Genomic DNA, 17,346 nt, shown 5'->3' with positions numbered 1-17,346 from the left:
AACCTACTCTTTAATAATTTTTTTAGTCAAGCTATATTCACCGTTACTTACTTTAATAAAATACATCCCTGAGGCAAAATGTGATAAATCAAGAGAATTACAGTTTTCGCTACAATTTAAAACCTCTACACCTCCAATAGTAAATATTTTTGCTGTGAATGTTTCGTATCCGGAAGAATGAAGTTTCAGTAAGTCTTTAGTTGGATTAGGATAAATCATAAAAGCCATATCTTTTTCATCAACCGACAATGTGATTGCCGGATTTAAATAATCAGGAAGAGTTGGTTGAAGTGGATCTGAAAAATCGTTGAGTGGATTACCATCACCATTAGCATCCTCTAAAATTGTTGGAATACCATCACCATCATCATCATTATCAAGATAATTTGGTTGTCCATCGTTATCAGTATCATCATCTGAAAGAAAATTAACGCCGTTAATATCTTCATCCCAATCGGCTATACTATCATTATCACTATCAATGAAACAATGGTATATTTTTGAGTTTATTTCAGATAAATCATTGTCTGTTTTAATAAAAACTCTTGCTGAATCATCAGAAGAATATTGTAAATTCCCAATGAATATAGGTTCATCATTAAAAACATGAGCAGCACGCCCACTACTAAATAAATTAAGCGTTAAAGGATTATTTGTAACAGTAAGATCACTCATCTTTTGACCAGTTTGACTTGATATTTTCATAATTCCCCAAGCTCCTGGTCCATAATTTGCAGATCCGTAATAACCTGTTGCAAATACATTTCCTTGGCAATCTAGGTCAAATGAATGTGTAGCTTCATGATCACCAGTAGAAGATGGAATTTCAGCACCAACAGGTGTCATATTTGCTTCATAACTCGTCCATAATCTAGTTCCATTAGTCAAATTAATCTTGGAAACTCGAAATTGTGTCACCGTAGCCCCAACATAAATATGAGCCGAACTGATATAAAGAAAATTATCAAAAAACTTATAATCCGTGATTCTGGTTTCACTTAAAAAAGAAGCAATTTTCCATATCTCAGTGCCGTTATTAACATTTATTTTAAACATGTCTCCAGATCCCAGTGCATAAAGATTATTAAATTTGTCAATAATCATCGCATCAATATCATTAAGACTAGCTTGATTCCATCCATTGTAATTGAACGATTTATCCCAAATAATACTATTAAAATTAAGACCATTTAATTTGCGTATGTAAGCAAAATTATCAGAATTACCAGGCAACCTGTAACCTATCAATAAATTCTTGTTTTTATCTAAAATTGGCTTAAATGTCGTAAGTGAACCAGTATATTCATGAATTTGAGTAACAGATGAATCTGATTTGTCCATCAAAAAAATTCGGTACCCTGCAATAGTGCCTCCATTATTATCTACGATTCCATAATAAAATAAAAAATGGGTTTCATTATAATTTTGTATTGAAGATATCTCATCATTATCAGTCGGAAAAAGTTGCGACTTCCAAATAATTTCACCATCAAGTAGCGATAGCTTCCAAATTTGCGTTGCACTTTCGTAACTATTTTTAACAACTCTTAAATAAACATGTAAATCATCATAGTACGCAATACCAATAAACCCCAAGTTAATCATCGTATCTTCTATTTGCCAAAGGATTTCACCCTCTTGCGAAATCATAGAAATTACAGGGATAGCCGGACCATCGTAAATAGTCTGAGAAATTTTACCTGTGATTATTATTCCGCTCGGAGTTTTTACTGAGGTATACATATAATCGCAATTCTGAGAAATTGCAGGAAACATTATTACTGCAAAGAAAAATGTGAGAAAATATTTTTTAAACATCTTAATTAAGTGTTATATATTTAGTAATAATGCAACCTGATATATTAGTTATTGTTACGGAATATGTCCCAGGGTTTTGTACAGTTATCAAAGGAGTAATTTCGCCCGTAGACCAAAGTTGTGTAGCTCCGAAAAATTCTGGGATATACAAATCTGTGCTTGAATCGCAATCGCTTTGCTCAAATTCAATTTCAAATGGTCCGTATTGAAATAAGTTCTCAAAAATGATGCGGTCGTTAGCAAAATTATTATCAAGGTTACCGGTAGTAGTTGCTACTTTAACTTCAAGTTCTTCATACCATGTATTGGGTGTAATAGAACATCCGGTTACATCAAACGTGACTGCTTCTCCGGACTCAAGGGTATTTGAATAATAATTGATATTACCACGATGATTGTTAATTGCACATTCTATCTCAAAACCTGTTATAGCAAATTGCGAATGATTGGTAACCGAAATCTGAATTGGTGAATTATCACAATTGCCTATAGGTGCTACTAAAGTAATGCCAAGATCACGAAAAGTAGTAGGGTTAATATCAAACTCATCGGCTCCAATATCCGGATTGCTCATGTCTCTAGGTTCACCGTCTATATCGGTCATGATACCTGCAATAGGTAATCCGGCTCCATTAATTACCAAGGAATTTGGTGTATGAAGATCAGGTTCACTAGCAAAGACATTACCTGAAATTACACTGTTCATATCCTCGCCTGATAAAGCTTGCCAATCGGTAAAATTTAGAGTAGTACTTCCTGTTTCACCCGTAAAATACCGATAAAAAATCATTGCCTCATTACTAAACGCGTTATAATTGGAATTTATTCTATCCAAAGTTACTTGCATATGTGCTCGTATACTTTCTTTATTATGAGGATTTTTAAAAATATTATTATAGATGTTATAAGCGTTAAGATTATAAGATTGAGTAATAGAAAGACAAATACTATTGCTTGAACTAAAAGAGTTAAATCGGATATTCGTGTCATAAAAACCATTTATCTCAAGTTCTTTTGACATAGAAAAAAAATTGTTAAACATATTGAGATTAGTTCCTGTAGTATTGTTACCAGTGATTCTCGATAAAATAACATCAGTAGAAGTTGTACTGGCATGAAAGCGATTTCCGGAAATGATAAGATTACCATCAACACTAGTAACAGACATAATATTTCTGCGAATTTCACCTGTATAAACGTTACCGCTAATAGTTACATTTCGTCCTTGATAAATCGAAATTGGCATAATTCCACCATTAATAATGTTATTACTAAAAGTGAAGTTATCTGTAAGCTGACCTGATTTCCCCACAGCTACACCAGCATTATTAAAAGTATTTCCATTTATAATAATATTGTATCCATGAGAAACTGAAACCTGAGTAACTTGACTGTAAAACGTTGAATCACTAAGACTTCCACTTGCCAAATTAATCGTGTTTGTAAAAATACAATTCAAAACATTAAAATTGGCTACAAAAGAAGAACCAAGTATTTCAATTTTTCGAGATCCACCACTAAAACCTAAATTTTTAATTGTTATGTACTGACTACCTTGCGTAAATTTAAATGTTGTTGATATAAAAGTTACATCTCCTGGGTTACCTGTTTCCGACTGAAAAGTAATCGTGTTCAAAGGAGATTGCCCTGCAATTTCTGTAAGCGTAAAAGTTTGAGAGGTATAATTTCCGGACCGAATGTTAAAGGTAACCGGACCTGAAATACCATTTGTTTCTAATGCCGCCACAGCTAAAACTACCGTTGGATAATCAGGTGACGTTCCGCCAATTGTGTAGGTGCCGGAAAGAGGTTGTGCAAAAAGATGGATAGAAACAACGAGTATCAAAAAGAAAAGTAATTTTTGAATCATAAGTTTAGTATATCTAACAAATATATATTTTTTTATGATGTATGCAAAAAATACTTTAGCTATCTGTAAAATTAAATGAAATATACGCATCTTTACATTCAAAAGAATGATTAATTACAAGGAATAATTTGTTCTAATAGGAAAAACACTTCTCCTTTTATAGCTTTGCAGCGATGAAAAACCATTCTCATTTTATCGCTTTCAAACAAAACATTTCCGGTATTAATTTACCTCAAAAATTTACTTTTCCGTTTTACTACGAACCGCACGAGTTGAGTAAAATAGCGGCTTCCGAATTGCAAGACTACCTGCAAATTCAAACCGATTGGGATCACAATTTTGGTCTCCAAGAAGGACAAAAAGGGTTAGTCATCGGGAAAATGTTTGGTGTTTTAGTCGTGCAGAATCAAGCAGGAGAAATCGGTTATTTAGCCGCATTCTCCGGCAAATTAGCCGACAGCAATGAACACCAACACTTTGTTCCGCCTGTTTTTGATATGTTGAAACAAGACGGTTTCTTTAAACAAGAAGAAAAAATACTAAACGAATACAACCGAAAAATTGAAGCGTTAGAAAATGATGCAGACTTCATTTCTTGTCAAAATGAACTCGCTTCTACCCTTTCAAATGCCGAAAAAGACAAAACCGAAAAGAAAGAATTAAGCAAACAAAACAAAATCATTCGTGATGAAATTCGGATTAAAGCTGAAAACGAATTAGACTTTGAATCCTATAAAAGCATACAAAAAAATTTGAGCAAAGAAAGCCAGTTAGAAAGCATTCAACTCAAACAAATGAATCATTTTTGGAAAGAAGAAATTGCCAAAGCCCAACAAAAGGTGAACAATTTTCAATCCAAAATCAATCAATTAAAAGACGAACGCAAAGCGAAATCGGCGGCGTTGCAACAAAAATTGTTTCAGCAGTATTCCTTTTTAAATCAAAACGGAGAAACCAAAAGTTTAGGAGCCATTTTTGAAGATAATCCTCCGGCAAGTGCGGGCGAATGTGCCGCTCCCAAATTGTTGCAGTATGCGTTTGCTCATCAACTCAAACCCATTGCGTTGGCCGAATTCTGGTGGGGACATTCGCCCAAATCCGAAATCCGCAAACACGGTCATTTTTATCCCGCTTGCACCGGAAAATGCAAACCAATTTTGGCTCACATGTTACACGGAATGGCATTAGACGACAATCCCCTCTTGCAAAATCCGGCAGAAAACAAAGAATTAACCTTTTTATACGACGACAAGTATTTGTCGGTTGTGCATAAACCGGCTGAGTTTCTTTCCGTTCCCGGAAAATCGATACAGGATTCGGTTTACAGTCGCTACAAAGAAAAATTTCCCGAAGCAACAGGTCCATTGATTGTGCATCGCTTGGATATGTCCACCTCCGGCATTTTGGTCATGGCAAAAAGCACCGAAATCTATTTGAATTTACAAGCTCAGTTTATGAAACGAACGGTGCAAAAACGCTATGTTGCCCTACTTTCCGGAAAAATAGAGCAAGACAGTGGCGAAATCAATTTGCCGTTGCGAGTCGATTTAGACAACCGCCCTAATCAGTTGGTGTGTTACCAACACGGCAAACCCGCCAAAACACAATGGAAAGTCATTGAACGACGAGAAAACACCACGTTGGTACACTTTTACCCCATCACGGGACGCACGCACCAGTTGCGGGTGCACGCCGCCCATCCCGAAGGTTTAAACACCCCCATTGTGGGCGATGATCTCTACGGCACCAAAGCCGACCGCCTGTATTTGCACGCAGAAGCCATACGGTTTTGGCATCCGGTGTTGGGGAAGGAAATGGAGGTTGTGGATGGGGTTGGGTTTTGAAATAGTAAAATTTAAGGCTTAAAAGATAAAACGAAGAAATAATTAAATAAATAACTTTAAATTAAATACTTATGAAATTAAAAATTCTAATAGTAACAATATTTATAACTATAAATTCTTACAGTCAGAATTCTAAATTAAGCTTAGAATTAAATTATCCTATTCCATTTGATAATAATTTTATTGCAGATAATTATAAAAGTATTATCGATGTTGGTGCAAAATACAGATTTATCAATTCAAAAGTTATAAACATGGGAGTTGCATTAAATGCTGGTGTCCTATATTTTAAAAATAATCAAAGCTATTTGCAAGATTATAAAGTAACCAATTATATGATTCAACCCAAGATATTTGGAGAGTTCAATATTCAAAAATTGAAACCTTTTTTTGGAATTGGGTACACATCAATGATATTTGATTATTCAGGGAGTAATAATGGTAATGATATTAGTGGTGAAAATGACACTCAAAGTGGAATTGACTTTAATGTAGGAATAAAATATCTTGTATTAAATAATGTTTTTGTTCAAATACAATATGATTACATTATACTTGATGTGGGTGATGAAATTATCAGATCAAAGTATAACACGAATGTCAATTTATTTAAAATAGGAGTTGGATATAATTTTAATTAAGCTCAAACCTACTCTCCTCAAAATGTTCCCTTCTATTAGCACGTTGCTATCAGAATGTCTCTGACTTCGCAGCCACAAAATAGCTTGAGTTGGTTTAGAAAAGTTGTGTATATTTGAGTGTATTCTATACTTAATATTAATATGCACAAAATCTCGTTAATCTCGATAATATTGTTAATTCTTACTTTTTTTGCATGTCATCAAAAAGAGAAAAATCTGAATTTATTAAAAAAGGAAACAAAAACTGAACTGTCCGAAAAAAGTGAAATCATATTTTGGATTGATACAATTTCTAATGGTAAATTCCTAAAAATCTATTCAAAACCAGAAAATGACTGGCAAAATCTAACTGCAGAATACGGGAACGAAAACAAAAAATATACAATTAACTTAAAAACTGAGGAATATGGAATGTTAGGAATTCCTTTTTCGAACACAATTGAATGGATTACAGACAAAAGTTTTGCTTTGGTTAATGGTTGCGGAACCAATTGCAAATATGTTTTAATTTTCAACATCGATAAAGAAAAACCTGTGGTGCAACCAATAGAATTTTATCCAGGAATTGAATACGCTGACTTTAAAACTGATAATCCAAATTTGTATATTGCTGTTGATGAAGAAGATAATGACTACCCAAGTTTTGTAATTATCGACACTGATAGTCAAAAAAAAGATACTATTAACTTTCCGAATAACTGGAATCGTGGAATCGGTTCAATCTATACTATTGTTGATAAAGTCAAAATTGAAAATTCAAAAATTGAAATTACACAAAATCAAGAAAATGGAAAAAAGAAAATAATGAACGAAGTAATAACTTTAGACTAAATACTCTAGCTCTCGTAAGTCTTCTTTGATAGCACTTCGCTCTGCGAATGTCTCTGACTTCGCAGCAACAAAATAGGCTCATTTGGTTTAAAAAAGTTGTGTATATTTGACAAATAACAAATTAACAAAAATATAATTCGCTTTTAAATTACTAATACAACTTTAAATAAATGAATACATTTAAACTTATAATTATACTCTTATTAAGTAATTTAATGATTTCTCAAACTAGAGATTCTATTAGAGTTGATAAAAATTTAACCATATACGAATCAGATGTTATAACAATTGATGATGAATCATATACTGATAGTGAAAGTGGTGAAGGAAATTATACCGGAAACCAAAAAACAGGACAATGGAAATATTATTATACCGACAAAAAGCTTTGGAAAATTGGCATTTACAAAAATGATCTTAAAGAAGGTACATGGAAAATTTATTACAGAAATGGTAAATTAAGAAGAATTGAAAATTATTCAAATGGTAAGAAAAAAGGCGAAAGTATTTCTTATCATAGTAATGGAGAACAATTTATTAAAAGCAATTATGAAAATGACCTTGTAAGTGGAAAATGGATACAATACTATAAAAACAAAAATGTTTGCGAACAAGGTGAGTACAAGAATAATAATAAAATTGGAAAATGGGTAACTTTTCATGAAAATGGTACTATTTACACAGAAGAATTTTATGATGAGGGAATCAAAGTTGGTAAGCATATAGTGTATTCTGAAAACGGAAATATTGAATCTGAAAAAATTTATAAAAACGATGGAAAAGATTATCTGATACTATATTATCATGAAAATGGAAAAATATCTCAAGAAGCAAATTATAAAAATAATTTTAAAAATGGTATAACTTGTAAGTACCATTTAGACGGTTCAATCTTTATGAAGATGACTTTTGATTATGATAGTTTGATTGAAATTATTGAGTATAATGATGTAAACGGAAAAAAATTAGATATAGGTACTTTTAGCAAAGGAAATGGTTTTTTGAATGTATACGACGAAACGGGAAACCTAATAAATACTGTTGAGTTTTCTAATGGAAAAATGAAGAGGTAAATCCCCGCTCCGCAAAGTCTCCCGACTTTGCGGAAACAAATATCCCAGCCCTTAGCTCCCCTAAGTCTTCTTTGATAGCAAATGCTCTGCGAATAGCGGTTTTTTAATCAGAAAAACAGCTTCTGATTTTTGTGAGAAGTTGAAAAAGTTCTGTAAACTTATATATATTTACATATAATACGAAATTTTACAAATCTTTGAAAGATACATTTTACAATCTATATTTAGGTGAGACAAACGGAATTCCAAAAGATGAATACGGAAAGGAATTTGAAGTTGTTTATTGTCTTGAGAAAGATAAAAAAATATCATCGGAAATAGAAAAAGATTCTGATTTGAGATATTTTTTAATTGTTCTTCAAAAAACAAGAACTGATTTAGAAAATGGAATTCTAAATGTAAAAACGGAATGGGGAAGTTTTTCGGACTTGCCGCTAGAAATTGAATTCATTACCGATTATAGGATTAAAATGACAAAAAAAAATAGGGAACTTTTAAATGAGTGTGAAAATGAAACTGTCATTTTTAAATCGCAAGTAGTTGGCTTTAATGATAAATCTATAATTGAATCTAAAGTAGCGAGAAAACTGATTTTAGGAGTTGCTACTAAATCAATATGGAATTTTTGGAGTTAAAAAAATGGCTCTTTACAGTCTTCTTTGATAGCACATTGCTCTACGAATGTCTCTGACTTCAATACCCCCAGCTCCACTAAGTCTTCTTTGATAGCACGTGCTCTGCGAATAGAGTTTTTTAATCAGAAATATGGTTTTTGATTTTTGTGAGAAGTTGAAAAAGTTGTGTATATTTAAAATTATTTGCTAGTTGGTAGTAATCTTGGAAAATTAATAAAAATAACAAAATGGATTACGAAAAAAGAAGGAAAATTAAATCACAGAAAAATGCTGCAATACTACTTATTATTGTTCCTTTTATAATAATCATAAGATATATCAGCAAAAATGATTTCGACAAATATGGAGTAAATAACTATATAATTTGTTCTGCTCTATTTGTACTTATGATTTGTGGCGGAATAGGTTTAAAGAATAGTTTAAGTAAACAAAGAGAGTTAGATAATTAATTCGCCCAGCTTACCTAAGTTTTCTTTGATTGCACGTTGCTCTGCGAATGTCCCCAGCTCTCGATCTGCGAATGTCTCTGACTTCGCAGCAACAAAATTTTCTACCTTACCATTTAAAAAGTTGCTTATATTTAGGAGGTTAGCTAATTGGCAACCATTAAAGAAAAATATTTATGAAAACATTATTGATTTTTGTATCAATTATTTTACTTACTAATTCAAATTTTGAAAAGATAAATCATAAAGACAAACCTTTGAAAATTGATGATAAAGGGAATATAATTGGGTTACCGGAGGAGTTTAGTCCGGCAACTTTTGATATAAATACTAAGACATTGGTTATTAAAGATAAAAGAATTTCATTTCCGGAATGTTTTCTATTTTTATTTGGTAAAAAAAACAAAGCAGATATTAGATTATCGGCGTCTTGGTATCATGATAAAGAAATTATGCCTTATTACTTAAATTTCGATATTACTCCACACAATAAAAAATATGAATATTCTATACTGATTGACTTAGAGACATTAGAATTAATGAATACATACAAAGTAAGATATAAAGGTCATCTTCCGCATAATAAAAAAATAAAATTAGATAACAAATGCGTAAATAGTTATAAAAAATCAATTGTTACTTTGAATTAATTCACACCCCAGATAACTAAGTCTTCTTTGATAGCACGTACTCTGCGAATAGCGTTTTTTAATCAGAAAAACAGCTTTTGATTTTTGTGAGAAGTTGAAAAAGTTGTGTAGATTTTTTATATTTACAATTCAGCACTAATTCTATAGCAAAACATGATGAAGTACTATTCAACTTTTTTTATCTTTATATCATTTGTATTCTCAACATTTGGTCAGACAAATGAATTTATTAAAATTAAACTTGTTAACTTTTCGAATGTTGAATTACCACCAAAGTGTGGACGTGAGCCATTTGGTGTAACTTTAAAATTTGAACTGCTTGAAAATTTAGATTCAATTAACAAGGGGGAAAATATTTTAGTAAAAATTCTATGCCCAAGTGATATAGGAGTGGAAGATTATATAGATAATAGTCGCTTAAAATTTTTAAAATACTCAAACAAAGAAGAAATAAAAATACTTGTTGATGAGTGGATTGTTTGGAATGTTTATGAAAATGAAAATTTACCAACTTTTTGGGCTTTAAAAATTGAAAATTTAGAATAAAACTTTATCACCTAAACCCAGCTCTCCTAGGTCTTCTTTGATAGCACACTGCTCTGCGAATGTCTGTGACTCATTAAATTTCTTATATTTACGCAAAATCATAGAACTGCGTTTAGCAGATCGTTAGTTATAATTTATGAAAACACGTAGATTAATTTTTTATATCCTCATTGTATCACTATTATTTTCATGCTCATCTGATAATGATTCAAATCCTGAATTTCCTATTGGCGAATGGAAAGTAACTAAAAGAGTTGTTTCCGGTCAAGAAATTGAATTAAATGTGTGTGATGCACATGTAATTTATTTTTTTAGAGATGATTTTGTTTTAGGATCTTATTTGAATAATCAAAATGGTATTCCCAGTGGAACAGCATGTCTAATCTGGATGGATTTTCTATATAAATGGGAAATTATTGAGGAAAATAAATTTGGACAAACTCATGCTTGTTGTCCTGATAATATTATAACAATTTATGAAAAAGTTGGTTCAAAGTTAATTGCTTAAGAGTCTCCTAATGATTGGGTTGAATATACGAGACGATAAATCCCTTGCCCTTTGAATAGCGGATATTGCTTCGTCAGTTCCCTATTGCTCATGTACTATGGAATGAAAAGATTGGGTGAAAACTGGCAATGAGATTCCTACGGAATGACAAGATTGGGTGAAAACTGTAAATGAAATCTACATCTGAAAACTGCAAATTGATCACTGCTGCCCTAGCCCCGACCTTGCCTACCGGCAGGCAGGTTGCAATGAAAAGCCTTGTGCAACTCAAGCTGATTTTTTCTTGCTGAACCAAAGCGACCAGAGGAAGCTCTTGGGGCAGTTTTGAAAAAACAGGTTGAGGAAACAAGCTTGGAATGAAAAGCGGGAATAGCTTCAAATAATTTCTCACAGAAAACGCGGAAAGCACGGAAATTGGGTTGTGCTTAAAAAAACTTTTCATTAGAACAATTTGCTATATTTGTTCCGCTTAAAAAAAAACAAACCGAAAAACCTTAATTAAAAATCATGAAAAGATTAATTTACATTTTTATTGTATTGGTGAGCTTTAGCAGTTTCAGTCAAGAAGTTTTTGACTACGAATTTGATGACAACGTAACCATTCAGGTGTTGGAAGATACGGAGGAAGGCGAAATTGCAGGTGGAAAATTTGTGAAAGGAACATACAAAAATGAAATTGTGATTTTTGTGAGTTCGGATAAAGGTATGGACAAAATGATTAATTCCGATGATGCAGGCTTATTGAAGTTTTTTCAGGGTGTGAAAGATGGAGCTATAAAATCAAGTAAGGGAACGCTACTGAATGAGGAAGTCATTTCCATTCAAGATCAAAAAGCGTTTAAGTTCTCGTATACTTTGAACATGGAGGGTAAAAAGAACAGAGTAGACACGTATGTTTTTATTTATAAAAATGTATCATATTCACTTCAATTTGTGAACAGCGAAAAAGGTTTTGAGAAAGGGAATGATTTGAGAAAGCAAATTTTGGAGTCGATAGTGTTGAAGTAGTTTTTTTTAACCGCAAAGAACACTAAGAATTTCGCTAAGGACACAAAGACGCTTCGCTTTTTTTAATGGAACACGGATTTAACGGATGAAAATGATTTTCACGGATTTTGATAACTTCGCTATAATGGATTGAAATGGATTTTTTTGGTGAACATTTTCTTCATAGGCACATCCCAACTTGAAACTTGAAACCTGAAACTTCAACCCTAAAACAAAAAAAAGTGACCCGTTTCCGAGCCACTTTCAGGGTAAATTTATGATTATGGAATTATTTCACATCAAAACGGTCTGCGTTCATTACTTTCACCCAAGCGTTCACAAAATCTTTTGCAAACTTTTCTTGGTTATCGTCCTGAGCATACACTTCTGCATACGATCTCAAAATAGAGTTAGAACCGAATACTAAATCTACGCGGGTTGCCGTCCATTTCGTGATGCCGGTTTTGCGATCAACAATGTTGTATAGGTTCTCGCCTACCGGTTTCCAACTGTAATTCATATCGGTTAGATTTACAAAGAAATCGTTAGAAAGTACGCCTTCTCTATCGGTAAACACACCGTGTTTTGTGCCGGCATAATTAGTTCCTAACACTCGCATTCCACCCAAAAGGACAGTCATTTCAGGTGCTGTGAGTCCCATTAATTGGGCTTTGTCCAACATCATTTCTTCAGGCGAAACTACATAATCTTTCTTAGACCAATTACGGAAACCGTCTTGTAGCGGTTCTAAATCTGCGAATGAATCCACATCCGTTTGTTCTTGAATCGCATCACCACGACCGGGTGTAAACGGCACGCTGATGTTGAAACCACCATCACGGGCAGCTTGTTCTACAGCGGCAGTTCCGCCTAACACGATTAAATCGGCAATGCTTACTTTTTTAGGTAAACTATCTTGAATTTCAGATAATCTGTTCAATACTTTTTGCAAACGACCAGGTTCGTTTCCTTGCCAATCTTTTTGTGGAGCTAAACGAATGCGAGCACCATTGGCACCTCCTCTAAAATCTGAAGCACGGAAGGTTCTGGCACTGTCCCAAGCGGTATTAATTAAGTCAGTTCGGGTTAAACCGGAGTTTAGTAATTTTACTTTTAATTCCTCAATTTCAGAATCAGTCAAAGAATAACTTACGGTTGGTATAGGATCTTGCCAAATTAAATCTTCGGCAGGAACATCTGCTCCAAGGTAACGTGATTTTGGCCCTAAATCTCTGTGGGTTAATTTGAACCAAGCCCTTGCAAACGCATCACGGAAATAAGCCGGATCTTGTTGGAATCGCTCGGATATTTTGCGGTAAGCCGGATCCATTTTCAACGCCATATCGGCATCTGTCATCATCGGCTTTCTGCGAACAGATGGATTGTGAGCATCAACCGGCATATCTTCTTCGGCAATATTTATTGGTTCGTATTGCCAAGCACCGGCAGGACTTTTAGTTAATTGCCAATCGTACTTAAACAATAAGTGAAAATAGCCATCATCAAAAACAGTTGGATGAGTTGTCCAAGCACCTTCGATTCCTGACGTAACGGTGTCAGCTCCACTTCCTTTTCCGCTTGGGTTCATCCAACCAAAACCTTGGTCATGAATTTCTCCGCCTTCGGGACTTTCGCCTAATAAAGAAGCATCGCCATTTCCGTGAGCTTTTCCAACGGTGTGACCACCGGCAGTTAAGGCAACGGTTTCTTCGTCGTTCATTGCCATTCTTTCGAAAGTTACTCGCATATCACGAGCAGTTTTTAATGGATCAGGATTTCCGTCAACGCCTTCCGGGTTTACGTAAATTAATCCCATCATTACTGCAGCTAGAGGATTTTCAAGGTCGCGTTCGCCTGAATAACGACTACCTTCGCTTCCTGATGGTGCTAACCATTCTTTTTCTGATCCCCAATAAATATCTTTTTCTGGATGCCAAATATCTTCTCTACCACCGGCAAATCCGAATGTTTTAAAGCCCATTGATTCATAGGCCATATTTCCGGCTAAAATCATCAAATCGGCCCACGAAATTTTGTTTCCATATTTTTTCTTGATTGGCCAAAGTAAACGACGGGCTTTGTCTAAGTTACCATTATCGGGCCAACTATTTAATGGTGCAAAACGCTGATTTCCTGTGTTAGAACCTCCTCGCCCATCGGCAATTCTATAGGTTCCGGCTGCGTGCCAAGCAAGACGAATCATTAATCCGCCATAATGTCCCCAATCGGCCGGCCACCAATCTTGGCTGTCGGTCATTAGTTTTTTTAAGTCTGTTTTAAGTGCTTCTAAATCTAATTTTTTGAATTCTTCCGCGTAGTTAAAATCGTTGCCTAACGGATTGGTTTTGGTGTCGTGTTGATGTAAAATATCTAAGTTTAGTGCTTTTGGCCACCATTCCATAACCGATTGTTTTGTGCTGGAATTAGCTCCGTGCATCACAGGGCATTTTCCGGAAGAATTGTGTGAGGGTGTCGCTTCATTGCCCATTGCTTGATGATGATGTGGACATTGACCTTCAGAAGAATAATTCATAGTTGTTCTAATTTTGTGGTTATTTACTTATTTGTTTGATTGTTATTAATTTGAAAAAGGAATTTTTAAATTTATAAAAAATGAATGGTTTTTGAAAACTTTTATCCATTATTAGCAATAAAATAACATTTAAATGTTTCGTTTTATTGAAATTCTTTGGATTTTCAACAGCACTAAATTACTGTAAATTTACTATTGAAATATTTTTTTTAATAGATTTTTTCTATGCTGAAATTGATTGGAAGAAATAAAATATAGCTAATTCTCTTCTTGTAATATACGAAATGTAGTTGCTTCAAATTAGCAAACGAAATCATAAAATTAATTGACTTACCTAAAAATAAATTAATATTGTAGTATCAAACATTTACACTATGAATCGAATTGTATTCCTTTTTCTGTTTCTGACTTTAATGAGTAATGCTCAAGATTTCACTCGACGAGATTCACTTCAAGGAAGTTTACGTCCGGAACGAACTGCTTTTGATGTACAACGGTATGATTTGAATATAGCCATCAATCCGGACACAAGAACGATTGTAGGTTTTAATGATATTACCTTTAAACTAGTTGAAAAATCAGCAAAAATTCAATTGGATTTGTTTGAAAATATGAATGTGGATAGCATTATTCACAATAATAAAAAGCTAACCTATCAACGGGAATTGGATGCTGTTTTTATTGATTTACCAGCTGAATTAGCTTTGAATTCAGAACAAAAAGTACGTTTTTACTATTCCGGCAAACCTTTGGTAGCCAAACGTGCTCCTTGGGATGGTGGTTTTGTATGGAAAAAAGACAGCAACGGAAACGATTTTGTCGGAGTGGCTGTGCAAGGAACCGGAGCCAGTTTGTGGTATCCTGTGAAAGACCATCAAACGGATGAACCTGATCGTGGAGCTTCTGTGCGAGTGGCTGTTCCAAATGGATTGATGAATGTTTCGAATGGTCGTTTTTTAGGAAAAGAAGAATTAAAAAACGGTTATACACGTTGGGATTGGGAAGTAAAAAGTCCGATTAACAATTACAATATCGTGATTAATATTGCTGATTATGTACATATTCATGATGAGTTGAATGGGTTGGATTTGGATTATTATGTTTTACGAGAAAATGAAGCAATTGCACGCAAACATTTTGAAGAAGTAAAACCGATGATGAATTGCTTTCAGGAGAAATTTGGTGACTATCCTTTTATTGAAGACGGCTTCAAATTGGTTGAAACTCCTTATTTAGGTATGGAACACCAAAGTGCTGTGGCTTATGGAAATAAGTATCTGAAAGGTTATTTAGGAAATGATATGACCGGCACAGGAATTGGACTTTTATTTGATTACATCACCATCCACGAAACAGGACACGAATGGTTTGGAAACAGCATCACTTCCAAAGATATTGCGGATATGTGGATTCACGAAAGTTTTACCACTTACTCGGAATCGGTATTTGTGGAATGTCAGTTTGGTTATGAAAAAGCAATGGAGTACATCAATGGTCAAAAACGAATGGTTGGTAATCAAAAACCGGTTATTGGGCAATTTGGTGTGAATTTTAAAACCGGAAATTCGGATATGTATTATAAAGGTGCGTTGCTATTGAATACCATTCGTCACATTATAAACGACGATGACAAATGGTGGAAACTATTACGCAACTATGCTGAAACTTATCGTCATCAAATTATTGAAACCAAGGATGTGGTGGAATTTTTCACGAAAGAATCGAAACTCAATTTAGCTCCGGTTTTCGATCAATACTTAAATTATAAAAATTTACCGGAATTGGAATTTCGAACCAATAAAAAAACCATTGAAGCAAGATGGAATACAAATGTAGCCAACTTTGAAATGCCAATAGAATTTCACATCAATAACAAAAAATCGAGAATTTTAGTGAGTAATAATTGGGTGAAAATTCCGCATGCTAATGCTGTGGAGGAGATGGATTTGGTGATGTATAAGATGTTGGTGACGGTTAAGAGATAACTCTTTTTACTCAATAATGAGATTTTTTTTCTCTTAATGTCAAAGTTTCAGTATTGTAATCTGTTTGCTGTAATAATTTTAATGCTTCAAATTCATATTCAAACAATTTATCATTCCTATTAAATTCGAGATATTTGAAAAAAACTTCTATATTATCAATTTTGTTTTTATATCTATTTAAGAACTTTAACCCAATTGTTACTTCATTTTCATTACCTTTAAAAAAAAATGTCCCACAATCTGTTTTCCTTATCCTTGAAGTTTTCTTTTTTAATCTTTCAATCACAGAGTTTACAGCTTCAATACCACAGTGAAGCACAATACCTTCCATAGCTGATTCTTTGCACTTTCCATCCTTCAATTCATTAATAAATAATCTAGACTCTCTCTCATCAGAATGTCTTATTAATACTAAAAAAGATGAATTTGCTAAATCATTATCTTTATGATTTATATTCCTTATCAGCGAGGGAATACATTTTCTAGTTCCCGAAGTATGCAAAGCGACATTGGCTTGAATTTTTGTAAAATCACTATAGTCATTTTCAATTATGTGAATTAAAGCATTTTCTGCATCATGATTAATTGAATTTTCTAAAAGTGTTATTATCGGGTCAATAATATTACCCTTTTTGTATTTTTTAATTATATCTACTAAAGGTTTTAAATTAACATTTTCATCCTTTACTTGTATTAATAAAGCTTTTCTAATTGAATTTTTATACACTTTATTTTTCTCGACAATATACTTTTCTATTAAAAAATCAGTAAGTTCCCGATTGTTATTGGCTTTTCCTATAATTCCTAAAAAATCATAAGCTTTGCATATTTTATTTTCATCATTAGATGACTCAATAAATTCTTTAAGTTTATGGATTAATGTTATATCATTAACATTGAAATTAGAATTTAAAATATCTATTAAATCTCTATTTTTTTCTCTCTTAAAAAAATTAAACATAATTAATTTTTAATGATT

At 33.3% G+C, this 17,346-nt stretch carries 15 protein-coding genes; 11 read left to right on the top strand and 4 right to left on the bottom strand.

Annotated features, from left to right (window positions below):
* Window positions 1–3 precede the first annotated feature (3 nt).
* Entirely contained in the window at window positions 4–1,743 is a 1,740-nt protein-coding gene (locus B4N66_RS09165) for a T9SS type A sorting domain-containing protein (RefSeq protein WP_291094145.1), read from the bottom strand.
* Between the two features lie 76 nt (window positions 1,744–1,819).
* Window positions 1,820–3,688, bottom strand: a complete 1,869-nt coding sequence (locus B4N66_RS09160; RefSeq protein ID WP_291094144.1) for a hypothetical protein — start codon at window positions 3,686–3,688, stop codon at window positions 1,820–1,822.
* Between the two features lie 173 nt (window positions 3,689–3,861).
* Here B4N66_RS09160 and B4N66_RS09155 point away from each other — a divergent pair, with 173 nt between their 5' ends.
* From B4N66_RS09155 to B4N66_RS09110, 10 genes are all read left to right on the top strand, one after another.
* Window positions 3,862–5,532 (top strand): RluA family pseudouridine synthase, encoded by a 1,671-nt coding sequence (locus tag B4N66_RS09155; protein ID WP_291094142.1) that lies wholly within the window; start codon window positions 3,862–3,864, stop codon window positions 5,530–5,532.
* Between the two features lie 71 nt (window positions 5,533–5,603).
* Window positions 5,604–6,173 carry an outer membrane protein gene (locus B4N66_RS09150; protein ID WP_291094141.1) on the top strand — a complete coding sequence of 190 codons (570 nt, stop codon included), beginning with the start codon at window positions 5,604–5,606 and terminating at the stop codon, window positions 6,171–6,173.
* A 141-nt stretch (window positions 6,174–6,314) separates the two neighbouring features.
* Window positions 6,315–7,004 (top strand): hypothetical protein, encoded by a 690-nt coding sequence (locus B4N66_RS09145; RefSeq protein ID WP_291094140.1) that lies wholly within the window; start codon window positions 6,315–6,317, stop codon window positions 7,002–7,004.
* A gap of 170 nt (window positions 7,005–7,174) precedes the next feature.
* Window positions 7,175–8,077, top strand: a complete 903-nt coding sequence (locus tag B4N66_RS09140; protein WP_291094138.1) for a toxin-antitoxin system YwqK family antitoxin — start codon at window positions 7,175–7,177, stop codon at window positions 8,075–8,077.
* A 197-nt stretch (window positions 8,078–8,274) separates the two neighbouring features.
* Window positions 8,275–8,712: a hypothetical protein gene (locus tag B4N66_RS09135; protein WP_291094137.1), complete on the top strand. Its 438-nt coding sequence runs from the start codon at window positions 8,275–8,277 to the stop codon at window positions 8,710–8,712.
* 227 nt (window positions 8,713–8,939) lie between these two features.
* Window positions 8,940–9,161, top strand: a complete 222-nt coding sequence (locus tag B4N66_RS09130; RefSeq protein WP_291094135.1) for a hypothetical protein — start codon at window positions 8,940–8,942, stop codon at window positions 9,159–9,161.
* Between the two features lie 173 nt (window positions 9,162–9,334).
* The gene (locus B4N66_RS09125; RefSeq protein ID WP_291094134.1) at window positions 9,335–9,808 is read left to right on the top strand and encodes a hypothetical protein; all 474 of its coding nucleotides are present in this window, start codon (window positions 9,335–9,337) and stop codon (window positions 9,806–9,808) included.
* Between the two features lie 153 nt (window positions 9,809–9,961).
* The gene (locus B4N66_RS09120; protein WP_291094132.1) at window positions 9,962–10,354 is read left to right on the top strand and encodes a hypothetical protein; all 393 of its coding nucleotides are present in this window, start codon (window positions 9,962–9,964) and stop codon (window positions 10,352–10,354) included.
* Between the two features lie 136 nt (window positions 10,355–10,490).
* Window positions 10,491–10,862, top strand: a complete 372-nt coding sequence (locus tag B4N66_RS09115) for a hypothetical protein (protein ID WP_291094131.1) — start codon at window positions 10,491–10,493, stop codon at window positions 10,860–10,862.
* Between the two features lie 507 nt (window positions 10,863–11,369).
* Window positions 11,370–11,870 carry a hypothetical protein gene (locus tag B4N66_RS09110; RefSeq protein ID WP_291094129.1) on the top strand — a complete coding sequence of 167 codons (501 nt, stop codon included), beginning with the start codon at window positions 11,370–11,372 and terminating at the stop codon, window positions 11,868–11,870.
* A 268-nt stretch (window positions 11,871–12,138) separates the two neighbouring features.
* Here the strand turns inward: B4N66_RS09110 and katG are convergent, their stop codons facing one another.
* Window positions 12,139–14,337, bottom strand: a complete 2,199-nt coding sequence (gene katG, locus B4N66_RS09105) for a catalase/peroxidase HPI (protein WP_291094442.1) — start codon at window positions 14,335–14,337, stop codon at window positions 12,139–12,141.
* 419 nt (window positions 14,338–14,756) lie between these two features.
* Between katG and B4N66_RS09100 the strand changes: the two genes are divergently transcribed.
* Window positions 14,757–16,367, top strand: a complete 1,611-nt coding sequence (locus tag B4N66_RS09100; RefSeq protein WP_291094128.1) for a M1 family metallopeptidase — start codon at window positions 14,757–14,759, stop codon at window positions 16,365–16,367.
* A 10-nt stretch (window positions 16,368–16,377) separates the two neighbouring features.
* Here the strand turns inward: B4N66_RS09100 and B4N66_RS09095 are convergent, their stop codons facing one another.
* A complete protein-coding gene (locus B4N66_RS09095) occupies window positions 16,378–17,328 on the bottom strand; it encodes a hypothetical protein (protein ID WP_291094127.1) in 951 nt (316 codons plus the stop codon).
* Window positions 17,329–17,346: the final 18 nt, after the last annotated feature.

Origin of the sequence: Flavobacterium sp. UBA2787, assembly GCA_002352205.1 — a bacterium.
Lineage (GTDB): Bacteria > Bacteroidota > Bacteroidia > Flavobacteriales > Flavobacteriaceae > Flavobacterium.
The sequence above is the reverse complement of the archived record's forward strand: the minus strand, read 5'-3'. Positions and strand labels throughout refer to the sequence as shown.